This window comes from Ferrovibrio sp., assembly GCF_025869515.1.
Classification (GTDB): domain Bacteria; phylum Pseudomonadota; class Alphaproteobacteria; order Ferrovibrionales; family Ferrovibrionaceae; genus Ferrovibrio.
This window is the reverse complement of record NZ_JAOZVR010000119.1, coordinates 99,279-118,176: the sequence shown is the minus strand read 5'-3', so window position 1 is coordinate 118,176 and position 18,898 is coordinate 99,279. Positions and strand designations below refer to the sequence as shown.

At 61.8% G+C, this 18,898-nt stretch carries 24 protein-coding genes and 1 tRNA gene; 17 read left to right on the top strand and 8 right to left on the bottom strand.

Going from position 1 to position 18,898, the window contains the following annotated elements; genetic code table 11:
* Nucleotides 1–318 precede the first annotated feature (318 nt).
* Nucleotides 319–2,403: a sodium-translocating pyrophosphatase gene (locus OJJ21_RS23030; RefSeq protein WP_297690265.1), complete on the top strand. Its 2,085-nt coding sequence runs from the start codon at nucleotides 319–321 to the stop codon at nucleotides 2,401–2,403.
* A gap of 54 nt (nucleotides 2,404–2,457) precedes the next feature.
* Here the strand turns inward: OJJ21_RS23030 and cobS are convergent, their stop codons facing one another.
* Nucleotides 2,458–3,306 carry an adenosylcobinamide-GDP ribazoletransferase gene (gene cobS, locus OJJ21_RS23025; RefSeq protein WP_297690264.1) on the bottom strand — a complete coding sequence of 283 codons (849 nt, stop codon included), beginning with the start codon at nucleotides 3,304–3,306 and terminating at the stop codon, nucleotides 2,458–2,460.
* Between the two features lie 89 nt (nucleotides 3,307–3,395).
* Between cobS and cobT the strand changes: the two genes are divergently transcribed.
* Nucleotides 3,396–4,418, top strand: coding sequence for a nicotinate-nucleotide--dimethylbenzimidazole phosphoribosyltransferase (gene cobT, locus OJJ21_RS23020; protein ID WP_297690263.1), 1,023 nt, complete (start codon nucleotides 3,396–3,398; stop codon nucleotides 4,416–4,418).
* Here the strand turns inward: cobT and bamE are convergent, their stop codons facing one another.
* Nucleotides 4,419–4,868: an outer membrane protein assembly factor BamE gene (gene bamE / locus OJJ21_RS23015; RefSeq protein ID WP_297690261.1), complete on the bottom strand. Its 450-nt coding sequence runs from the start codon at nucleotides 4,866–4,868 to the stop codon at nucleotides 4,419–4,421.
* Nucleotides 4,869–4,966: 98 nt separating this feature from the next.
* On the opposite strand from bamE, the gene OJJ21_RS23010 reads away from it, so the two are divergent.
* The 8 genes from OJJ21_RS23010 to OJJ21_RS22975 all read left to right on the top strand — a co-directional run bounded on the left by OJJ21_RS23010 (nucleotide 4,967) and on the right by OJJ21_RS22975 (nucleotide 9,798).
* The gene (locus OJJ21_RS23010; protein WP_297690259.1) at nucleotides 4,967–5,515 is read left to right on the top strand and encodes a ubiquinol-cytochrome C chaperone family protein; all 549 of its coding nucleotides are present in this window, start codon (nucleotides 4,967–4,969) and stop codon (nucleotides 5,513–5,515) included.
* Between the two features lie 113 nt (nucleotides 5,516–5,628).
* The gene (locus OJJ21_RS23005; protein ID WP_297690257.1) at nucleotides 5,629–6,198 is read left to right on the top strand and encodes a DUF177 domain-containing protein; all 570 of its coding nucleotides are present in this window, start codon (nucleotides 5,629–5,631) and stop codon (nucleotides 6,196–6,198) included.
* Nucleotides 6,199–6,311: 113 nt separating this feature from the next.
* Nucleotides 6,312–6,497, top strand: coding sequence for a 50S ribosomal protein L32 (rpmF, locus tag OJJ21_RS23000; protein ID WP_297690255.1), 186 nt, complete (start codon nucleotides 6,312–6,314; stop codon nucleotides 6,495–6,497).
* Between the two features lie 41 nt (nucleotides 6,498–6,538).
* Nucleotides 6,539–7,630: a phosphate acyltransferase PlsX gene (plsX, locus tag OJJ21_RS22995; protein ID WP_297690253.1), complete on the top strand. Its 1,092-nt coding sequence runs from the start codon at nucleotides 6,539–6,541 to the stop codon at nucleotides 7,628–7,630.
* Nucleotides 7,627–8,598 (top strand): beta-ketoacyl-ACP synthase III, encoded by a 972-nt coding sequence (locus OJJ21_RS22990; RefSeq protein WP_297690251.1) that lies wholly within the window; start codon nucleotides 7,627–7,629, stop codon nucleotides 8,596–8,598. Before plsX ends, OJJ21_RS22990 begins: the two co-directional genes overlap by 4 nt.
* A 132-nt stretch (nucleotides 8,599–8,730) precedes the next feature.
* Nucleotides 8,731–9,060 (top strand): integration host factor subunit alpha, encoded by a 330-nt coding sequence (locus tag OJJ21_RS22985; RefSeq protein ID WP_297690249.1) that lies wholly within the window; start codon nucleotides 8,731–8,733, stop codon nucleotides 9,058–9,060.
* A gap of 28 nt (nucleotides 9,061–9,088) precedes the next feature.
* The gene (locus tag OJJ21_RS22980; protein WP_297690247.1) at nucleotides 9,089–9,568 is read left to right on the top strand and encodes a MerR family transcriptional regulator; all 480 of its coding nucleotides are present in this window, start codon (nucleotides 9,089–9,091) and stop codon (nucleotides 9,566–9,568) included.
* A 153-nt stretch (nucleotides 9,569–9,721) separates the two neighbouring features.
* A tRNA-Pro gene (locus tag OJJ21_RS22975) sits at nucleotides 9,722–9,798 on the top strand.
* A 22-nt stretch (nucleotides 9,799–9,820) separates the two neighbouring features.
* On the opposite strand, the gene OJJ21_RS22970 is transcribed toward OJJ21_RS22975, so the two are convergent.
* Nucleotides 9,821–10,057 (bottom strand): hypothetical protein, encoded by a 237-nt coding sequence (locus tag OJJ21_RS22970; RefSeq protein ID WP_297690245.1) that lies wholly within the window; start codon nucleotides 10,055–10,057, stop codon nucleotides 9,821–9,823.
* 131 nt (nucleotides 10,058–10,188) lie between these two features.
* Between OJJ21_RS22970 and OJJ21_RS22965 the strand changes: the two genes are divergently transcribed.
* Nucleotides 10,189–10,602 (top strand): hypothetical protein, encoded by a 414-nt coding sequence (locus OJJ21_RS22965; RefSeq protein WP_297690243.1) that lies wholly within the window; start codon nucleotides 10,189–10,191, stop codon nucleotides 10,600–10,602.
* Here OJJ21_RS22965 and OJJ21_RS22960 read toward each other — a convergent pair.
* Nucleotides 10,599–10,811 carry a heavy metal-associated domain-containing protein gene (locus OJJ21_RS22960; protein ID WP_297690241.1) on the bottom strand — a complete coding sequence of 71 codons (213 nt, stop codon included), beginning with the start codon at nucleotides 10,809–10,811 and terminating at the stop codon, nucleotides 10,599–10,601. The genes OJJ21_RS22965 and OJJ21_RS22960 overlap by 4 nt on opposite strands.
* A gap of 245 nt (nucleotides 10,812–11,056) precedes the next feature.
* On the opposite strand from OJJ21_RS22960, the gene yajC reads away from it, so the two are divergent.
* The 4 genes from yajC to OJJ21_RS22940 all read left to right on the top strand — a co-directional run bounded on the left by yajC (nucleotide 11,057) and on the right by OJJ21_RS22940 (nucleotide 14,444).
* Entirely contained in the window at nucleotides 11,057–11,407 is a 351-nt protein-coding gene (gene yajC / locus OJJ21_RS22955; protein WP_297690239.1) for a preprotein translocase subunit YajC, read from the top strand.
* Between the two features lie 68 nt (nucleotides 11,408–11,475).
* A complete protein-coding gene (gene secD, locus OJJ21_RS22950; protein ID WP_297690237.1) occupies nucleotides 11,476–13,086 on the top strand; it encodes a protein translocase subunit SecD in 1,611 nt (536 codons plus the stop codon).
* A 10-nt stretch (nucleotides 13,087–13,096) separates the two neighbouring features.
* Nucleotides 13,097–14,053, top strand: coding sequence for a protein translocase subunit SecF (gene secF, locus OJJ21_RS22945; RefSeq protein ID WP_297690236.1), 957 nt, complete (start codon nucleotides 13,097–13,099; stop codon nucleotides 14,051–14,053).
* Between the two features lie 16 nt (nucleotides 14,054–14,069).
* Nucleotides 14,070–14,444, top strand: a complete 375-nt coding sequence (locus OJJ21_RS22940) for an Mth938-like domain-containing protein (RefSeq protein WP_297690234.1) — start codon at nucleotides 14,070–14,072, stop codon at nucleotides 14,442–14,444.
* Between the two features lie 72 nt (nucleotides 14,445–14,516).
* Here OJJ21_RS22940 and OJJ21_RS22935 read toward each other — a convergent pair whose 3' ends face one another.
* Complete coding sequence (locus tag OJJ21_RS22935; RefSeq protein ID WP_297690232.1) at nucleotides 14,517–15,095, bottom strand: urate hydroxylase PuuD; 579 nt, start codon at nucleotides 15,093–15,095, stop codon at nucleotides 14,517–14,519.
* Here OJJ21_RS22935 and OJJ21_RS22930 point away from each other — a divergent pair.
* Both OJJ21_RS22930 and OJJ21_RS22925 read left to right on the top strand, forming a co-directional pair.
* Nucleotides 15,094–15,291, top strand: a complete 198-nt coding sequence (locus OJJ21_RS22930; protein WP_297690230.1) for a hypothetical protein — start codon at nucleotides 15,094–15,096, stop codon at nucleotides 15,289–15,291. The two genes, OJJ21_RS22935 and OJJ21_RS22930, sit on opposite strands and share 2 nt — an antisense overlap.
* Nucleotides 15,288–16,115: a squalene/phytoene synthase family protein gene (locus OJJ21_RS22925; protein WP_297690228.1), complete on the top strand. Its 828-nt coding sequence runs from the start codon at nucleotides 15,288–15,290 to the stop codon at nucleotides 16,113–16,115. Before OJJ21_RS22930 ends, OJJ21_RS22925 begins: the two co-directional genes overlap by 4 nt.
* Here the strand turns inward: OJJ21_RS22925 and OJJ21_RS22920 are convergent.
* The 3 genes from OJJ21_RS22920 to OJJ21_RS22910 are packed head-to-tail and all read right to left on the bottom strand — an operon-like array spanning nucleotide 16,112 to nucleotide 18,886.
* Nucleotides 16,112–16,963, bottom strand: coding sequence for an NAD(P)H-binding protein (locus OJJ21_RS22920; RefSeq protein WP_297690226.1), 852 nt, complete (start codon nucleotides 16,961–16,963; stop codon nucleotides 16,112–16,114). The genes OJJ21_RS22925 and OJJ21_RS22920 overlap by 4 nt on opposite strands.
* On the bottom strand, nucleotides 16,960–18,315 hold the full coding sequence (gene trmFO, locus OJJ21_RS22915; protein WP_297690224.1) for a methylenetetrahydrofolate--tRNA-(uracil(54)-C(5))-methyltransferase (FADH(2)-oxidizing) TrmFO: 1,356 nt from the start codon (nucleotides 18,313–18,315) through the stop codon (nucleotides 16,960–16,962). The genes OJJ21_RS22920 and trmFO overlap by 4 nt, the downstream gene beginning before the upstream one ends.
* Nucleotides 18,302–18,886 carry a regulatory protein RecX gene (locus tag OJJ21_RS22910; RefSeq protein WP_297690222.1) on the bottom strand — a complete coding sequence of 195 codons (585 nt, stop codon included), beginning with the start codon at nucleotides 18,884–18,886 and terminating at the stop codon, nucleotides 18,302–18,304. Before OJJ21_RS22910 ends, trmFO begins: the two co-directional genes overlap by 14 nt.
* Between the last annotated feature and the right edge of the window lie 12 nt (nucleotides 18,887–18,898).

Genomic DNA, 18,898 nt, shown 5'->3' with positions numbered 1-18,898 from the left:
TCGCTTCGCTCGGTTCGGGCAAGCTGCTGTATCACTGGGGCTGGGATTTCGTGCCCCTGTCGGCACTCCCGTTCATCCTGATGGCCGGCTTTGCCGCCGTCTGGTTGCTGCTGCAGAAACGCCGGGCCGGCGTCCCGGCATAAGCTGCGGAAAAATCAGCCATATTGCGCCGCAAGCGCATCTCTGGCATAACGACTCGCAGTCTGCCCCGCGTCGAGTCTGGGGCCAATAATGGTAGCAGTCGTGTAACCCGACGGACGCACTGCCCGGTCGGGGTATGTCTCGATTAAATAATCCGAGGAACGAAGGGAAACGCTCATGACGGAGTTGTGGTTCGCCATCGCCTGTGGCGTGTTGGCGCTGTTATATGGAATCTGGACATCGCGTTCAGTGTTGGCTGAGTCTGCCGGCAACGCGCGGATGCAGGAAATTGCCGCGGCCATTCAGGAAGGCGCGTCCGCCTATCTCAATCGCCAGTATCGCACGATCGGCATCGTCGGCATCGTGGTCGCGATCATTCTTGCCTTCACGCTCGGTCTGAAAGTCGCCATCGGCTTCATCATTGGCGCCGTGCTCTCGGGCGCTGCCGGTTACATTGGCATGAACGTTTCCGTCCGCGCCAACGTGCGTACTGCCGAGGGCGCGCGCAAGGGCATGGAGCATGCGCTGAGCATCGCCTTCAAGTCCGGTGCGGTCACCGGTATGCTGGTCGTTGGCCTCGCGCTGCTGGGTGTCGCGATCTACTACGTGGTCCTGCTCAAGATGGGCGCGCCGGTGCGCGAGATGGTCGATGCCCTGGTGGCACTCGGCTTTGGCTCATCGCTGATCTCGATCTTCGCCCGTCTGGGCGGCGGCATCTTCACCAAGGGCGCTGATGTCGGCGCCGATCTCGTCGGCAAGGTCGAGGCCGGTATTCCGGAAGATGACCCGCGCAACCCGGCGGTGATCGCCGACAACGTGGGCGACAATGTCGGCGATTGCGCCGGCATGGCCGCTGACCTGTTCGAGACCTATGCGGTGACCATCGTTGCCACCATGGTGCTTGCGTCAATCTACTTCGCAGCCGATGCCGCCATGATGGCTAAGGTCATGGCCTATCCGCTGGTGATTGCAGGCGCCTGCATCATCACCTCGGTGATCGGTACCTACTTCGTGCGCCTTGGCAAAAGCCAGAACATCATGGGCGCGCTGTACAAGGGCCTGATTGTCACCGGTGTCCTGTCGGCGATCGCGCTGTGGCCGATCACCGACTACATGCTGGGCATGAAGACGACAATGACGGCGGGTACCTCAACCTTTACCGGTATGAGCCTGTTCCTGTGTGGCATCATTGGCTTGCTGGTGACGGCGGCCATCGTCTGGGCCACCGAATACTACACCAGCACGGAGTTCCGTCCGGTGCGCAGCGTGGCGCAGGCCTCGACCACCGGTCACGGCACCAACGTGATCCAGGGCCTTGCGATTTCGATGGAGGCTACGGCTGCGCCGGCGCTGTTCATCGTCATCGGCATCATCGCCACTCACATGCTGGCGGGCCTGTTCGGCATTGCCATTGCCGTGACGACGATGCTGGCGCTGGCCGGCATGGTGGTGGCGCTCGATGCCTATGGTCCGGTCACCGACAATGCCGGCGGCATCGCCGAAATGTCGGACCTGCCGAAGGACGTGCGCAAGACCACCGACGCGCTCGACGCGGTCGGCAACACCACCAAGGCCGTGACCAAGGGCTATGCCATCGGTTCGGCCGGCTTCGGCTCGCTGGTGCTGTTTGCCTGCTACACCGAGGACCTGAAGTACTTCTTCAAGGGTGTCACGATCGACTTCTCCCTGAGCAACCCGTATGTCGTGGTTGGCCTGCTGATCGGCGGCTTGTTGCCGTATCTGTTCGGCGCCATGGGCATGACGGCAGTCGGCCGCGCGGCCGGTTCGGTCGTCGTGGAAGTGCGGCGGCAGTTCAAGGAAATCCCCGGCATCATGGAAGGCACGGCGAAGCCTGACTACTCCAAGGCTGTCGACTTGCTGACCAAGGCGGCGATCAAGGAAATGATCATTCCGAGCCTGCTGCCGGTACTCAGCCCGATTGTGCTGTATTTCATCATCAACATGATTGCGGGGCAGGCTGCCGCCTTCGCGGCTGTGGGTGCGATGCTGCTCGGCGTGATTGTCACCGGTATCTTCGTCGCCATCTCGATGACGGCGGGCGGCGGTGCCTGGGACAATGCCAAGAAGTACATCGAGGAAGGCCATCATGGCGGCAAGGGTTCGGAAGCCCACAAGGCTGCCGTGACCGGCGACACCGTCGGCGATCCCTACAAGGACACCGCAGGTCCGGCGGTAAACCCGCTGATCAAGATCACCAATATCGTCGCGCTTCTGCTGCTCGCCATCCTGGCGCACAGCTAAGTCAGACGAAGTATCGATATGGAAAGGGCCGGGGCAACCCGGCCCTTTTTATTTTCAGGCTGCTATCGTGGCGATGCCGATGGCCAGCAGGGCGCCGATTTCGGTGATCTGCTGCGTCGCCCCCAGAACATCGCCCGTATGTCCGCGAATCTGCCAGTGGGCCAGCAATGCAACGGCCATGGTGAGCACTGCAACGGTGGCGCAGGCAACAATGAAGGCAAAACCGGGCAGTACGACGAAGGCGATTGCTGCGGCCAGAAGCACCGCTGTGACGGCGGCGCTGAACGGGACAGCGCCGCTGCCGGCGGCAAGGCCGTCGGTGCGCGCCGGCGGCAGCAGATACCACACCACGGTCATGGCGGCACGCGACAGGGCGCCGGCCGCGACCAGGGCTATGATGATGGCAGAGTTCTGCCCGGCCGTATCCTCAAGTTCATCGCTGATGGACAGCAGATTGCTTGCGAGGTCCTGCAGTGCCGTGAAGCGCAGCGCCAAAGCAATGATCAGCGCCACGACACCATAGGTACCGATCCGGCTGTCGCGCATGATGTCCAGCTTGCGCTCGCGGCTGTGGCCGCCGCCAAACCCGTCAGCCATATCGGCGAGCCCGTCTTCATGCAGGGCGCCGGTCAGCAGGATTTGTGTGCCCATGGCAAGCAGGGCGGCGCTGGACAGACCCAGGCCCAGGCTACCTGCCAGCATGAACACGCCGCCTCCGGCGAGGCCGACCAGCAGGCCCACCATCGGGAAGATCCAGGCGGCGCGCGCCATCCCCCCATCCGCAGGAACCGCTATCGCGTCGCCGGCCGGCATTGGCAGCCGGGTCAGCAGCATCAGGGCAAGGCGAAGATCGCCGAGCCAGCGATTGTGGCGGGGAGGAGGGGTGTTGGGACTGTCGGTCATGGCTGCGTTGCGGCAGAGGTTAGCGTAGCTTATAGCACGGTGAAGCCATCAGGGCGAAGCAGGGCAAAGACGGCAGGCGTGACCGAAGCATGACCAGAGTATTTCCCGACAGGGCCGCGATTGCGGCAGTAGCAAAAACTTTGCCCGGTGTCGATTCGGCCGCCATTGCGGCGGCACAGGGTCGCGACGCCGAATTGACCAAACCAGCCGGCGCCCTGGCTCGGCTTGAAGATTGTGTTCGGCATCTGGCCGGTTGGCAGCGGCGGGCAGTGCCTCGGCTTGATGCCGTCACCATTCTCATCTTTGCGGGCAATCACGGCGTTACGGTCCGTGGCGTTTCGGCCTATCCGTCCGAAGTGACCGTTCAGATGGTGGCGAATTTCGAACGCGGCGGTGCAGCGATCAATCAGCTGGCCAGACTGCACGGGGCCCATCTTTCGGTAACGCCTCTCGATCTGGCAACACCAACCGCCGATTTCACCGTGGCGCCGGCCATGGACGAGGCCGCTTTCCTGGATGCGATCAACCGTGGTGCAGCTGCAGTGCCCGCGCAGGCCGATCTGCTGATTCTCGGCGAAATGGGAATCGGCAATACCACTGCTGCTGCCGCTGTTGCCGCAGCACTGTATGGCGGCGATGCCGCCAGTTGGGTCGGTCCCGGTACCGGCGTCGCCGGCAGTGCCTTGATAGCCAAGCAGTGCGCTGTCGATACCGCACTGGCATTGCACAAGCAGGTTATGGCAGACGATCCGCTGCAGGCGCTGTGCTGCGTCGGCGGGCGAGAACTTGCAGCGCTCTTCGGTGCGGTGCTGACGGCGCGTCAGCGCGGGATGCCTGTGCTGCTCGATGGCTTTGTCGTCGGTGCTGCGGCGTCGGTGCTGGACAGATTGGTACCGGGTGGACTCGATCATTGTTTGGCAGGACATGTCTCGGCTGAACCGGGGCATCGTCGCCTGCTGCAGCATATCGGCAAGCAGCCGTTGCTCGATCTCGGCATGCGCTTGGGCGAGGGATCAGGTGCAGCCGTGGCGTTGGGGGTGCTGAAAGCTGCAGTCGCCTGCCATACGGGGATGGCAACCTTCAGCGAAGCCAGCGTCAGCAATCGAAGCTGATTACTGACTTGCCCGGCCCGCGTTGTTGAAGCGGCCAAGATTGCCGAACAGCTGCTCCAGCACGGTCATTTCCTTACCGCGTGTGGGCGTCTCGCGATCGACGAAAGCAATCTGCTTGCCGTCCTTGAGACCGTAGCGCTTGATTTCCTTGACGCGGCTGTCCTTGCCGAAGGAGATCGCCAGCACTTGCTGGTCGATCAGTTCCGGCGCCAGAAAGGCAACCGTCTCGGTTTCGCTTGAGATGTAGTAATAGACCGTGCCCCAGTCCGGGAAAGTCGAGATCGTCGACGGCGAGCCGAGCAGGGCGTTGACCTGGCCTTCGCTGGTCTGCCCCACCTTGATCAGATCGAGCTTCTCCTGCTCAATCGTTATGCCGCGATAATCCTGCCGCGGCGCGCAGGCCGCGCCGAGAATCAGGATGGTCAGGATGGCAGCGAAACGGAACGGCATGCGGAAGACTCGCTATAACGCGGGCCGCATATTATCTTCACCCGCCGCGAAAGGCAAATCCGCCATCTAGCAGAGGCGGTTTTACAAAGCAAAGGCATATGTTTAATCGGCTTATCTCATTTTTTGGTGGAAAGCGGAATGACGCCGTGGCGGTGGATTTGTATCGCCGCATCATAGAGCAGGCACGCCAGCCGGCTTTCTACAGCCGGCTTAACGTGCCCGATAGCCTGGACGGTCGTTTCGACATGATCGTGCTGCACAGCTTCCTGGTTATGCGCCGGCTCCGGGTCAGCAATACTCCGGAAGCCCAGAAGTTGAGCCAGCAGCTGTTCGATCTGCAATTCGCCGATATGGACAATAGCCTGCGCGAAATCGGTGTCGGCGATCTTGGCGTCGGCAAAAAGGTGAAAGTTATGGCCCAGGCCTTTCTCGGCCGTGTCGAGGCTTACGAGGCCGGGCTGACGGCAACGGACGACGGTATCCTGACGGATGCCCTGAGCCGGAACCTCTATGGCACGACTCAGCCGGCCCTGACCGGGCTTATTGCCATGGCAGGGTATATGCGTGCTGCCGATCAGCATCTGGCTGACCAACGGGATGCTGAAGTTTTGGCCGGAAACGTGGATTTTCCAACGCCACCGGCCTGACCGGACATGGCTGCTCGGCGGTTGACCGCCGGGACGCTTGCCCCTATGTTCCGCCGCCTTGGTCGCCGGCCCGTGAAAACGGCCCGGATGGGCCGGCTGTAAGAGGATTTGCCGTGTCGAAGGACGAGCCTGGCAAGGAATTCAGCCATGTCGTCGAAGTCGACAGGATCGGTCCCCAGGGGCTGCAGGTGCAGCTGGAGGCCGATCAGGCCGCCTGTGTCGCCCTGGCCCGACGGATGCGTATTCTGAAGGTTCTGTCCTTAAAGGCGAATCTGCGGATTACCCCAGATTCTGTGCTGGCTGGTCATTTCCAGCTGGCGGGCCAGCTGGAAGCCGAGGTCGAGCAGGCCTGTGTGGTTTCGCTGGAACCGGTGCATGAACTGGTCAGTGAGACCTTCCTGCGCCGCTTCGGGCCGGAAACGGTCACAAGACCGAAGGCTGACCTGGCCGAGGACGAGGCCGAATGGCTCGATCCGGAGGCAGAGGATCCGGCCGACCCCATTATCGGGGGACAGATTGATGTCGGGGAAGTGGTGACCGAAGAGCTGGCGCTGGGACTGGACCCGTACCCGCGCAAGCCCGAGGCGGCGCTGCCGAAAGGCTACCGGCCGGATGTGGACGACGGGGCTAAAATCAGCCCCTTTGCCGCCCTGGCGAAGCTGAAGACGGCGAAAAAGGATTGAGGCGAAAGCGCTTGGCCCCCGGGCGCACCGAGAGTATATAGGCGGGGATTCTGAGCCGGTGCGGGGTAACGCAGACGCGAACCGCATCGTGCGAATTGTGAGAGAGATGTGTCATGGCTGTTCCGAAGAAGAAAAAGTCCAAGTCCCGCCGCGATCAGGGCCGTTCGCATGATGCGCTGAAGTCCAGCGCGCATGTCGAATGCTCGAACTGCGGCGAGCTGAAGCGCCCCCATCATGTGTGCGGCGCCTGCGGCCATTATGACGGCCGTGAGATCGTAGCGAAGACGGCTGCCGCCTGAGCCCGCTCAGGCACGTGCACTGAACGGTTGCAGGCAACGGGATGACCGCGGCCTTGACGATTGCGCTCGACGCCATGGGCGGGGACCATGCCCCCGACGCGGTGATCAAGGGCGCAGCAGCGCTGCTTCCGCGTTTTCCGCAGGTCAAGTTCATCCTGTTCGGTGACTCCGCACAGGTCGAACCTCTGCTGCGCAAATTCCCCGCCCTGAAAGAACGCAGCGAGCTTCGCCACACCGCCGAACAGGTGGCCAGCGACGATAAGCCGAGCCAGGCCCTGCGTCGTGGCCGCAATACCAGCATGCGCCTCGCCATCGATGCCGTCGCCACAGGCGAGGCACAGGCCGTGGTGTCGTCCGGCAACACCGGCGCGCTGATGGCCATGGCGAAATTTGTGCTACGCACGTTGCCTGGTATCGAACGACCGGCGATTGCCTCTTTCCTGCCGACGCAGAAGGGGGAAACTGTCGTGCTCGACCTGGGCGCCAATGTCGAATGCGACGCCAAGAACCTGGTGCAGTTCGCTGTGATGGGCGCCAACCTGGCGCATTCTGCGCTAGGCCGGCATCGCCCGCGGGTTGGTCTGTTGAATGTTGGCGTTGAAGATGTGAAGGGCCATGACGAAGTCAAAGCCGCAGCGGAAATGCTGCGCGCCGTCAAAAATCCGCCTTTCGAGTTCGTCGGCTTCGTTGAAGGCAACGATATCGGTGGCGGCAATGTCGATGTCATTGTCACCGACGGTTTCACCGGCAATATCGCGCTGAAGACGGTGGAGGGCACCGCGAAGCTGATGTCCTCTTTGCTGCGCTCGGCTTTCCAGCGTTCGATCTTCACCAAAATTGGCTATCTGTTTGCAAGTGCGGGTCTGTCGATGCTGCGGGACCGCATGGATCCTCGCTTTTACAACGGTGGCGTGTTGCTAGGACTGAATGGTATCACCGTGAAGAGTCATGGCGGTACTGATGATGTTGGCTTTGCCGCGGCACTGGAATTGGCCATCGATATGGCGCAGGATCGCCTGATCGACCGTATCAAGGCTGATTTCTCCGGCGCCTTTGCCGAATCGCTGGTGAAGCACCCGGCGAACAGCGAAGCGGCCCAAGACGAACAAGAGTCGAGTGCGAGGGCCGGATGATTCGCTCAGTTGTGGTGGGGTGCGGCAGCTATCTGCCCGAGCGGATTCTGACCAATGCTGATCTCGCCCAGATGGTCGATACTTCCGATGAATGGATTGTCGAACGCAGCGGCATCCGGCAGCGTCATATTGCCGCCGATGGCGAACTGACATCGGACCTGGCGCTCAAGGCCTCTCAGGCTGCATTGAAGAATGCCGGTCTTACCGCTGCGGATGTCGATCTCATCGTGCTGGCAACGGCGACCCCTGACGAAACCTTTCCGGCCACCGCCTGCCGCGTGCAGACCGGCCTGGGGATGACGCACGGCTTTGCCTTCGATGTGCAGGCGGTCTGCTCAGGCTTCATCTATGCGCTCGCGACCGCCGACAATTTCATCAAGGCCGGTCAGGCCAAGACCGCACTGGTGATCGGTGCAGAGACATTTTCGCGGATCCTCGACTGGACCGACCGCACCACCTGTGTGCTGTTTGCCGATGGCGCTGGCGCCATCGTGCTGCAGGCTCAGGAAGGCACGGGGACGACCGAAGATCGCGGCGTGCTGACCACACATTTGCATTCCGATGGCCGGCACCATGATCTGCTCTATGTCGATGGTGGCCCGTCCAGTACCCAGACCACCGGCAAGCTGCGTATGCTGGGTAAGGAAGTTTTCCGCCATGCCGTGGTCAACCTGGCCGATGTGGTGAAGGAAACGCTGGCTGCAGTGGACATGACGGCCGACCAGATCGACTGGCTGGTGCCGCACCAGGCCAACAAGCGGATTATTGACGGCACGGCCCGCAAGCTGGGCATGAACACCGACAAGGTCGTGCTGACCGTTGACCGCCATGGCAATACCTCGGCGGCCTCGGTCCCGCTGGCCCTGGCTGAGGCTACGGCGGATGGCCGGATCAAGCCTGGTCAGGTGATCCTGCTCGAGGCCATGGGCGGTGGCTTTACCTGGGGTAGTGCCCTGGTGCGCTGGTAATTTCGTTTCAGGGTAGCATCCTCGCGGGGCAGGCCCAATTTCGGGGTGCGATACGTCCAAGGTCTTGTTGACGGCTGCAAGGGCTTAAGTTAGCGTCGCCACTATAAAATTTAACAAAACGGGGCGTTGGCGATGAGCGAGAATACCCTGACGCGGGCGCAGCTCAGTGAAGCGATCTACCAGGAGGTCGGCCTGTCGCGCAGCGAGTCCGCCCAACTGGTGGAAACAGTGCTGAACGAGATCATCGACAGTCTGATTGCCGACCACATGGTCAAAATCTCTTCTTTCGGCACTTTCCAGGTTCGCTCCAAGGGCGGCCGTATGGGCCGCAATCCGAAAACCGGCCAGGAAGTGCCGATCGATCCGCGCAAAGTGCTGGTTTTCCGCGCCAGCCACGTGCTCAAGGAAAAGATCAACGCCGGTATGCACGCCACAACACAGCAGGTTAAAAGCGGCTCGTAAGCCATCGTTTTTCCTGTATGATTAGCTGATGGCGACTCAGGCTGACGCTCAGGACAAAATCGGCAAGACCAAAACGGACGCCGCTTTCCGCACCATCGGCGAGGTCGCCGAGCAGCTTGAGCTGCCGCAGCATGTGCTGCGTTTCTGGGAAAAGAAATTCCATCAGGTCCGGCCGGTCAAACGAAATGGCGGTCGCCGCTACTATCGCGGTGAAGACATTGCCCTGCTGAATGAAATCCGCACCCTGCTGCATGAGCAGGGCTATACGATCAAGGGTGTGCAGAAGCTGCTGCGTGAGGGCGGCCTGGCCAAGGCAGTCCGTGCCCGTGGCAAGGCGGCCCCCACCTCAGCACCAGCGGCCTTCAAGAAGCCCGGTGCTGACCAGCGCCAGATTGGCATTCCGTTCGATCTGCTCAGCGATATGGGCAGCTTGAAGCAGGCCCTCAAAACCTGTCTCAGGGAACTCGAAACCATCCACGCCGATATCGTGGCGCGCCAGAATCGCTGATGGCTCGCGGGCCATACCCGGATTGCCACTGAGAGGCTTTTCTGCCGCCATTTTCAAAGGATTTGGCGCGGTTGCGCCGGGGGGAGGCGGTGGTTATAGTGCGCGCCGCTTCGCAAGGCTGCCTGCTTACCCGGCCGCCTTGCCAGGCTCGGTCGGACTGTAGCGCAGTCTGGTAGCGCACTTGTCTGGGGGACAAGGGGTCGTGGGTTCAAATCCCGCCAGTCCGACCATTATTTTCCAATAATTCATGTTTCATGCATCCTGCTCGTCCGCCAGACGGGGCAGATACCAAATTTCGTGCTCGACCAGCACGCCAAACTCGTCCCACCACCAGCGCTCTCTTTCAGCTTCATCCGGCAGCGCCGCAGTATTTGTCTTGTACTCGGTTGCTGCTGGCATGGAATCCTCCGCGTCAGGATTGCGCTGCGGGACGAACGGATTGGCGGAAACGATGTTCCGCTGCGCTGCAATATGCCCGTGCTTGGCCACAGCCAGGCTGCAAATATGCCTGTACAACCCAATGTCAGGCTACCTACTACCTATGCGTCTAATGCAATATTAACCATACAGGCTCCTCACTATCGGCCGGCGCTTCTGCCGGACCTTGAGGGGATATGCCGATGCCGAATCTCGTTGCCGAGAAGACTGAAGTCCGACTGGGTGACCGGGGGGATTTCGTCGATATCCGCGCCGAGGACGGTATGCTGCTGGTCGAGGTAGTCGGCGCTCCGGACACCGAAAAAATCTATCAGGGCATCCAGCAGGGCTTTGCGCGTGGGTGGATAGGCACCGCGATGCCGACACTGGTCGATGTTTCCGGATTCCATGGCAAGATCGACTGGTCCGCGATCAAGGCGCTCAGTCAGATCACTGACTGGGGCGGTAGCGGCGACATGCCGTCGCGTGTCGCCTATATCAGTCCTGATCGATTTTTTGCGCTGGTGGTAAAGGCGGTGAGCATCCTGTTCCCGCGCTCGACGCACCGCCTGTTCCTTGATCGCCGGTCAGCCCTGGCCTGGCTGCAGGCGCACTAACGGCTGCCGGTCTCCAGGATGCCATAGCCGGCATCGCGGATCGCATTGCGGATCAGAGCAAACTGGTCGGCGGGCAGGGTGTTGAACCGGACCTGCTTGCGGGCAAGGTCGACCTCGAAAGCTGTGCCGGGGACAGCCAGACTGATCGCGTTGCTGATTGCCCGTTTGCAGGCCTCGCAACTCATACCCTCGATACTCAGGACATACATGCTCGAACTCCGGACGGGATCGGTTCCAGTATAGGAGGGGGCTGACCTGCGGGCTATCCCCGCGCAGTGGCACGGACGGGCAGGCGATTGATCTGGAAGGGTTTTTCATCATATGCCATGGGTGCGACAATGTCCCCGGCGCTTGCAATTGGAGCATCCCCGGCTATAGTCCCGCTCTCGCGCCGCGCAGCCCCGATCACCGACAGGGGCCGCAGCGGCCCCAATCAATCGACAGGGAGTTTTTCATGCTGATTTCCGAGGCCTACGCGCAGGCGGGTGGTGGCACCACCGATATGCTGACCTCGCTGCTGCCGCTGGTCCTGATTTTCGTCGTTTTCTATTTTCTGCTGATCCGTCCGCAGCAGAAGAAGATGAAGGATCATAAGGCGATGATCGAAGCCGTTCGTCGTGGCGACGTCGTCACCACGGCTGGTGGCATCATCGGCAAGATCGTCAAAGTGCAGGAAGACGGCATCGTGCAGATCGAGATCGCCGACGGCGTCAAGGTGAAGGTGCTGAAGAGCACCATCGGTGAAGTCCGCTCCAAGGGCGGAGATGTCGATGACGACGACAAGGCTGAAGCCAAGGCCGGCTGATCGCCTATTGACGGGTGGCGCCGGCATGGTGCCACCCGATTTGATTACCTGAATGATGTGATACGCCGATGATGTATTTCGCGCCCTGGAAGATCGCGTTGATCGCCCTGGCCTGCCTGGCCAGTGTGATCTTCAGCATTCCAAGCTTTTTCCCTGCTGCAACGGTCGCGACCTGGCCCAACTGGCTGCCCAAGCGCCAGGTCAGCCTCGGCCTTGATCTGCGCGGCGGTGCGCATCTGCTGCTGGAGGTGGATACCTCCGTGGTGTTGCGCGAGCGTCTGGAAGCGATTGTTGAAGGCGCTCGCACGGAGCTGCGTCAGGCCCGCATCGGCTATACCAATCTCGGCGTCTCCGGCAGCAACAGCGTGACGCTCCGCCTGCGCGACGCAACGCAAACCGAGCAGGCCCGGCAGTTGCTCATCAAGCTGGCTTTGCCGGTGCAGAGCACGGCCGGCATTGGGTTTGGCGCTGCGCAGACCGACATGGAAGTCAATGCCACCCCGGACGGCCAGATTCGCATGACGCTGTCTGAAGCGGCATTGCTGGAACGGGCGCGCAATGCTGTGACGCAGTCGATCGAGATTGTGCGCCGCCGTATCGACCAGACAGGCGTATCCGAACCGACGATTCAGCGCCAGGGCGCAGACCGGATCCTGGTCCAATTGCCGGGTGTCGACGATCCAGAACGCATCAAACGGTTGCTTGGGACCACCGCGAAGCTGACCTTCCGCATGGTCGATGTTGGCGCAGATCCGAATGCGCCGGCACCGCCGGGCTCGGAGATTCTCGAGGGCGACGGCAGCCAGGGTCGTGCTGAACGCTATGTGGTCAAGCGCAAGGTAGAAGTCGCCGGCGACAATCTGGTCGATGCCCAGGCTGGCTACGACCAGCGCGGTGGCCAGCCGGTGGTGAATTTCCGCTTCGACACCATTGGAGGCAAACGCTTTGCCGAGATTACCCAGCAGGCGGTTGGCCAGCCCTTTGCCATCGTATTGGACAACAAGGTACTGAGCGCACCGGTGATCCGTGAGCCAATCCTCGGTGGTTCGGGGCAGATCAGCGGCAACTTCACTGTCGCCGGTGCCAACGATCTCGCCGTGCTGTTGCGCGCCGGGGCCTTGCCTGCGCCGCTGAAGGTGGTGGAGGAGCGCACCGTCGGTCCGGATCTGGGCGAGGATTCGATCCGCGCCGGCCTGATCTCGATTGCTGTCGCGGCAGGGCTGGTGGTCGTTTACATGGTGCTGGCCTATGGCCTGTTCGGCCTGTTCGCTGACGTCGCCCTGCTGGTTAACCTCGTGATGACCCTGGCCGCGATGTCGCTGCTGCAGGCGACGCTCACGCTGCCCGGCATCGCCGGTCTGCTGCTGACGCTGGGCATGTCGGTCGATGCGAACGTGCTGATCAACGAGCGCATCCGCGAAGAAACCAAGCTCGGCAAATCGCCGATGGCCGCCATGTCGGCCGGGTTCAGCCGTGCCTTCAGCACTATCTTCGATGCCAACGTCACCACGCTGATCAAGATGGCGCTGCTCTACGCACTGGGCTCCGGCACGGTAAAGGGCTTTGCCGTCACCATCTCGATTGGCATCCTGACTTCCATGTTCACAGCTACCGTGCTGGTGCGCCTGATGATGGTGACCTGGCTGCGGCAGCGCCGGCCGACCCTGCTGCCGGTGTAAGGAGACGGACATGTATAAGCTCCGCCTGATTCCCGATAACACGGCTTACCCCTTCATGAAGGGGCGTGTGATTGGCTTGGCCGTATCGGCCTTCCTGTCCGTCGTGTCGGTGATTCTGTTCTTCTATCCCGGCCTGAATTACGGCATCGACTTCAAGGGCGGCATCGTGATCGAGGCGCGGCTGCAGCAGCCGGCGGATTTCCCTGCTTTGCGTGGCCTGATAGGCAATCTCGATCTGGGACATGCAGCGTTGCAGCAGTTCGGCTCGCCGAATGATGTGCTGATTCGCCTGGAACGTCAGGGTACCGAAGATGCGGCCGCCCAGCGCGCTGCCGACAAGGTGCGTGCGACACTGACGCAGGCTTATCCCGGTACGGAAATCCGCCGGGTCGAAGCGGTCGGTGCCTCGGTTTCCGAAGGATTGTTCCGTGATGGCATGCTGGCGATGGGACTGGCCCTGGTTGCCATGCTGATCTACATCTGGTTCCGTTTCGAATGGCAGTTCGGCATCGGCGCCATCGTTACCCTGGTGCTCGACGTCACCAAGACAATTGGCTTTTATGTCATCACCGACATCCAGTTCAACCTGGTCGCCATCGCGGCGGTGCTGACCATCATGGGTTTTTCGGTCAACGACAAGGTGGTGGTCTACGACCGCGTGCGCGAGAATCTGCGCAAGTATAAGTCGCTGCCGTTGCGCGCGCTGATCGACAAGAGCATCAACGAGACGCTGAACCGCACTGTCAACACCTCGCTGACCGTGTTCCTCTCCACCATTCCGCTGGCGCTGTTCGGCGGTGAGGCGGTGAGCGAATTCGCCATCGTGCTGCTGTTCGGCATCGTGCTGGCGACATCATCCTCGATCTTCATCGCGGCACCGATCCTGCTGTTCCTCGGCGAGAACCGCCTGCGCCGTGGCCAGCCGGCCGACCAGCCCGAGGCCAAGGCCGCAGCTCAGCGTCCATAAGCCTGCCGGGCGGGATATGGACCTGCTGCCACGTATTCCCGCCGACCGCCAGGTGATCAATGCCTACGGCGATGGCGGATTCCGCATCACCGGCAGGCATTGGACGGAATCCGTGCTGGTATTCCCGGGGCAGACCCTGTCCTGGGGCATCGCCGATATTGCAGCGCTGACGCCGCAGTCGCTGGATGCGGTCTTCACCATGGACCCAGTCGTCGAACTGCTGCTGATCGGCTGCGGGCCGAACATGGTCTTTATCGACAAGGCCGTGCGGGCTGAAATCCGGGCCCGCGGATTGGTGATCGAGGCGCTGGACACCGGTGCCGCCTGTCGTACCTACAATCTACTGATGGGCGAAGGGCGGCGCATTGCCGCCGCCTTGATTCCGGTCTAGAGGCCGGAATTCCGGATAAAGAAAAAGGGCGGCAGGAGACTGCCGCCCTCGTTCGTTTTCCGGTCGGGCCTGTTACCAGGCGCCGCCATTCTGCTGCGCCACCATGCAATACAGCATGGGGATCGATAGCATGAAATTGGTGCGCGAACCGAGCATGGCAACGCGGGCTGCCTTGGCCTTGGCGGCGTCGTCGGCCGGTACGATGCCGAGCGCCTTCTTCTGGTTCGGCCAGATGATGAACCAGACATTGGCGGCCATGAACAGGCCGAGATACATGCCGATGCCGATGGTGCGGCTGCCTTCCTGCATGGCGAAGGCCTGGTGACCGTAGCCGTTCAGGATCGACAGCACCAAACCGGTCACCACAGTGGCCAGCGCAGACCAGCGGAACCAGAACAGCGCTTCGGGAGCGATGAACTTGCCGATGGCGGGCTTCAGTTCGGCCGGGATTTTCGGCATGGTCGGAATCTGCACGAAGTTGAAGTACCAGAGCAGACCGATCCACAGGATGCCGGACAGCACGTGTAGCCAGCGGAAGAAGAACGACCAGAAGGCAGGGTCGAAGCTGCGGTGCACGAGGAAGAAGACGACCAGGGCGAGCACGACACCCGCGCCGAGCGCCTTGTAGAGGTTTTCAAGAATCTTTGCCATGATGCGGGTCCTTGTTGTTCTTGTTCAGGCTTTGCTTGTTATGCTGGTCCGCGACGCACCCTTGATGAAGCAAGGGCAGGGGAAGGACGAATCGATCACCGTGTCTGCGCACATCAGCCTGATTCGCAGCCGTGAGGCTACCATAAAACATGGTAGCGACAAGCAATCTTCCCGGATTCGCAAGGTTTCCCGATGAGCGTCTCGCCGGCTGAACAATGCGGTCGCGACCTTCAGCGACTTGATCCGGATCGCTGGCTCACCGCACTGTTCGCACCGGATGACCGGCGGCCCGGCCTGTTCGCGCTTTACGCGTTCAATACCGAAATCGCCCGTGCCCGCGAGACTGTCAGCCAGCCGATGATCGGCCAGATCCGTCTGCAATGGTGGCGCGAGGCCTGGGAGGGCATCCGGGCCGGCAAACCGCGCCAGCATCCGGTCGTGCTGGCGCTGCATGAGCATTGTCGCGCTCTCGATCCGGAGACCGTGCTGGCACTGATCGATGCGCGAGAACGCGACATGGATGAGGCCCCCTTTGCCACGCTTGCCGAACTGAGCGCTTATGCATTTGCGACCTCGGTGCCCGTGATGAAACTGGCAGCGCAGCATCTCGGTGCATCCACAGCGCCTGAGGTCATAGAAGCTGCCGGCACGGCCTATGCCCTGACCGGTATCCTGCGCGCCACGCCGCATCTATTGGCGCGCCAGCGGGTGATGTTGCCGGTCGATCTTCTGGCCGACCAGAGCCTGACGCCGGAAGCTACGTATCAGACCGAATGCGGTCCGGCTCTGCGGCCGGTGATCGCGGACGTCGCTGCGGAAGCCAGGATGCTGTTACGAACGGCGCAAGGCCAGAAAACGGCGCGCGCGGCCTTGCCTGCTCTGCTGCCGGTCACCCTCGCGGGCCTGTCATTGAATGCCCTCAGACGCAGCGGCTATGATCCGATTGCTGCCGAAACCCGCATCACACCCTTGCGGCGTCAGATGGCATTGCTCCGGGCCAGCCTGTTGGGACACCTCTAGCCGGCGAAGGTGCGGCTGAGACCTGCCGCAATCGCCATCGGATCGACGCCGAGACGGCGGCGCATCTCGTCGATCGGGAAGGTCTTGTTCTCGCTCAGACGCCGCACTTCATCGATCCTGATGGTTGGCAGGCCGGGGACAACAGTGGTCAGCACGGCAATCATCTGCAACAGCAGGCCTGGCACAGGGAGAACAACAGGTGCCTTGCCGATGGCGCGGCCAACCGCCTGCACAAGATCGCGATAGGTGATGACCTCTGGGCCGGCAACGATGATTGGGTCGCCGAGGGCGCTGTCGCGGTCCAGGGCTGCCTCGATGCAGGAAACCATGTCGTCACTGTGGATCGGTTGAAGAAGAGCGGTGCCGCCAGCCGGTAGGGGCACAACACCGAATTTGCGGATATAGGCGGCAATCCGCTGCACATTGGCGTCTGTCGGACCGCCATAAATCATGGTCGGATGCAGCACGACACCGGGGATGCCGGAACGGGCCAGGGCTGCGACGACTTCCTTCTGCCTTTCGACATTCCGGTTGGGATAACGGGTGAAAATGCGTGTTGATCCCATCAGCACGATACGCTTGGTCTGGGCCGGCAGGGCCGCAATAACGGCACCCCCTTCGTGCGCAGGTACGCAGGAGACGACGCATTCTGCATCCTTGAGTGCAGCCTGCAGCGTTCCTGGCTGCTCCAGGTCGAAATGTCGTGCAGCGGCCTGTTGTGCTTCGGGTAGGGCCGCGACGCGGCGAGCCAGGGGAATAACCCCGCGGGCTTGCGCAGTCAGTCTGCGGATAAGGTTTTGTCCCAGCTTGCTGGTGGCGCCGACGATGGTGACCGTGGATTCATTCATGCCGCCGCAGCATCGGTGCTTCCGAGCCAATTGGCAAGATCGCGCAATGCCCGGCGGCTCATTGCCGGCTTGCGTTCGTTGCGATTGACGTCATTGCCAAGCGGTGGAAACAGGCCAAAATTCACATTCATCGGTTGGAAGTGCCTGGCATCGGCACCACCGGTGATGTGGCTGTGCAGGGCGCCTAGTGCTGTGGTTGGCGGCGGCGGGGTCTGCTCGTATCCCAGGCGTTGCGCGGCTGCCATGCGGCCGGCGATCAGACCGATAGCTGTGCTTTCCACATAGCCTTCCACACCGGTCACCTGACCGGCAAAACGCAGGCTGGGCATCGCCTTCAGACGCAGTTGTGCGTCCAGCAACTTGGGGCTGTTAAGGAAGGTGTTGCGGTGGATGCCGCCGAGCCGCGCGAATTGCGCATTCTCCAACCCGGGGATCATGCGGAAGATGCGGGTCTGTTCGCCATGCTTCATCTTGGTCTGGAAGCCGACCATGTTGAACAGCGTGCCGAGCTTGTTGTCCTGGCGCAACTGCACCACGGCATAGGGCTTGCGGCCGGTTTTCGGATCGGTCAGGCCGACCGGCTTCATCGGACCGAAGGTGAGGGTGCGCGCACCGCGCTCGGCCATCACCTCGATCGGCAGGCAGCCCTCGAAATAGGGCGTGTTCTTTTCCCATTCCTTGAATTCGGTTTTTTCCGCCGCCAGCAGGGCGGCATGGAATTCGAGGTAGTTGGGCTTCTCGAATGGGCAGTTTATGTAATCGGCGCCATCGCCGGCAGGGCCGACCTTATCATAGCGCGACTGGAACCAGGCCTTGTCCATGTCGATGCTGTCGCGATGGACGATGGGGGCAATGGCATCGAAGAAGGCAAGGCTCTGTTCGCCGGTCAGCGTGCGGATAGCCTCAGCCAGTGGTGGCGAGGTCAGAGGCCCGGTGGCGACCACGACACTGTCCCAGTCGGTCGGTGGCAGACCGGCGATTTCCTCGCGGCGCAACTCGATCAGCGGCTCGGCCTCGATGACCTTCTGCACTTCACCGGAAAACACATCGCGATCGACAGCCAGCGCGCCGCCGGCGGGCACCTTGGCCACCTCGGCCGCGCGCATGATCAGCGAGTTGCAACGGCGCAGCTCCTCATGCAGCAACCCGACGGCATTGCTCTCGGCATCGTCGGAGCGGAAGGAATTCGAGCAGACCAGTTCGGCCAGCCCTTCACCCTGATGCGCATCGGTCTTACGTACCGGGCGCATCTCATGCAGCACCACGGGGACGCCCATGCGGGCGATCTGCCAGGCGGCTTCCGAGCCCGCCAGGCCGCCGCCAATCACGTGAACGGATTCAGTCTGCGTCATGGATCATCTCCTCGAGCGCGGCGACGCTGTCGACGCTCAAAATCTTCATTGCAATGGCCTGGCTGAAGCCCCGGCGGGCAAGTGCACCAAGATCCTTCTGCCGCATCTCGCGACGCTCATCTGCATCGCTGCGATAGGGCCCCAGTTTACGTTTCCGCGCGAAGGCTGCTGCGGCGGGGAGATCGGAAACCGGGGCATCAGACTCGGCTTGCAGCCGCTCCAAGGCTGCAGCGACATCTTCCTGACCCACGCCCTTCACGGCAAGGGTCTGACGGATACGCCCGAGCGCCTTGCCCTCGGCATAAAGCCGGCGCACCCGGCTTTCGGCATAGGCCCGGTCATCCAGCAGCTTGCTGCGCTGCAACTTGGCAATCAGCTCGACAACCCAGCCGGCGGCTTCTTCCTTGGTGGGCGTGCCATGTTCCCGGATCGAGTTGCCGATCTTGCGATCCAGCACCCGGCGGAGATTACCCGCCGAGCTGCTGTAGCGTTCAAGATAGAACAGGGCCGCTTTTTCCAGGTATCCCGGGGTGATCTTCTTCGGGACTTTCCGCTGGCGGCCGCCGGTCATGGGATAACTGCG

Coding starts and splice junctions, on each gene's coding strand:
- OJJ21_RS23030 (WP_297690265.1), top strand. CDS start 319: ATGACGGAGTTGTGGTTCGCCATCGCCTGTGGCGTGTTGGCGCTGTTA.
- cobS (WP_297690264.1), bottom strand. CDS start 3,306: ATGACCGACAGTCCCAACACCCCTCCTCCCCGCCACAATCGCTGGCTC.
- cobT (WP_297690263.1), top strand. CDS start 3,396: ATGACCAGAGTATTTCCCGACAGGGCCGCGATTGCGGCAGTAGCAAAA.
- bamE (WP_297690261.1), bottom strand. CDS start 4,868: ATGCCGTTCCGTTTCGCTGCCATCCTGACCATCCTGATTCTCGGCGCG.
- OJJ21_RS23010 (WP_297690259.1), top strand. CDS start 4,967: ATGTTTAATCGGCTTATCTCATTTTTTGGTGGAAAGCGGAATGACGCC.
- rpmF (WP_297690255.1), top strand. CDS start 6,312: ATGGCTGTTCCGAAGAAGAAAAAGTCCAAGTCCCGCCGCGATCAGGGC.
- plsX (WP_297690253.1), top strand. CDS start 6,539: ATGACCGCGGCCTTGACGATTGCGCTCGACGCCATGGGCGGGGACCAT.
- OJJ21_RS22990 (WP_297690251.1), top strand. CDS start 7,627: ATGATTCGCTCAGTTGTGGTGGGGTGCGGCAGCTATCTGCCCGAGCGG.
- OJJ21_RS22985 (WP_297690249.1), top strand. CDS start 8,731: ATGAGCGAGAATACCCTGACGCGGGCGCAGCTCAGTGAAGCGATCTAC.
- OJJ21_RS22980 (WP_297690247.1), top strand. CDS start 9,089: ATGGCGACTCAGGCTGACGCTCAGGACAAAATCGGCAAGACCAAAACG.
- OJJ21_RS22965 (WP_297690243.1), top strand. CDS start 10,189: ATGCCGAATCTCGTTGCCGAGAAGACTGAAGTCCGACTGGGTGACCGG.
- OJJ21_RS22960 (WP_297690241.1), bottom strand. CDS start 10,811: ATGTATGTCCTGAGTATCGAGGGTATGAGTTGCGAGGCCTGCAAACGG.
- yajC (WP_297690239.1), top strand. CDS start 11,057: ATGCTGATTTCCGAGGCCTACGCGCAGGCGGGTGGTGGCACCACCGAT.
- secD (WP_297690237.1), top strand. CDS start 11,476: ATGATGTATTTCGCGCCCTGGAAGATCGCGTTGATCGCCCTGGCCTGC.
- secF (WP_297690236.1), top strand. CDS start 13,097: ATGTATAAGCTCCGCCTGATTCCCGATAACACGGCTTACCCCTTCATG.
- OJJ21_RS22940 (WP_297690234.1), top strand. CDS start 14,070: ATGGACCTGCTGCCACGTATTCCCGCCGACCGCCAGGTGATCAATGCC.
- OJJ21_RS22930 (WP_297690230.1), top strand. CDS start 15,094: ATGATGCGGGTCCTTGTTGTTCTTGTTCAGGCTTTGCTTGTTATGCTG.
- OJJ21_RS22935 (WP_297690232.1), bottom strand. CDS start 15,095: ATGGCAAAGATTCTTGAAAACCTCTACAAGGCGCTCGGCGCGGGTGTC.
- OJJ21_RS22925 (WP_297690228.1), top strand. CDS start 15,288: ATGAGCGTCTCGCCGGCTGAACAATGCGGTCGCGACCTTCAGCGACTT.
- OJJ21_RS22920 (WP_297690226.1), bottom strand. CDS start 16,963: ATGAATGAATCCACGGTCACCATCGTCGGCGCCACCAGCAAGCTGGGA.
- trmFO (WP_297690224.1), bottom strand. CDS start 18,315: ATGACGCAGACTGAATCCGTTCACGTGATTGGCGGCGGCCTGGCGGGC.
- OJJ21_RS22910 (WP_297690222.1), bottom strand. CDS start 18,886: ATGACCGGCGGCCGCCAGCGGAAAGTCCCGAAGAAGATCACCCCGGGA.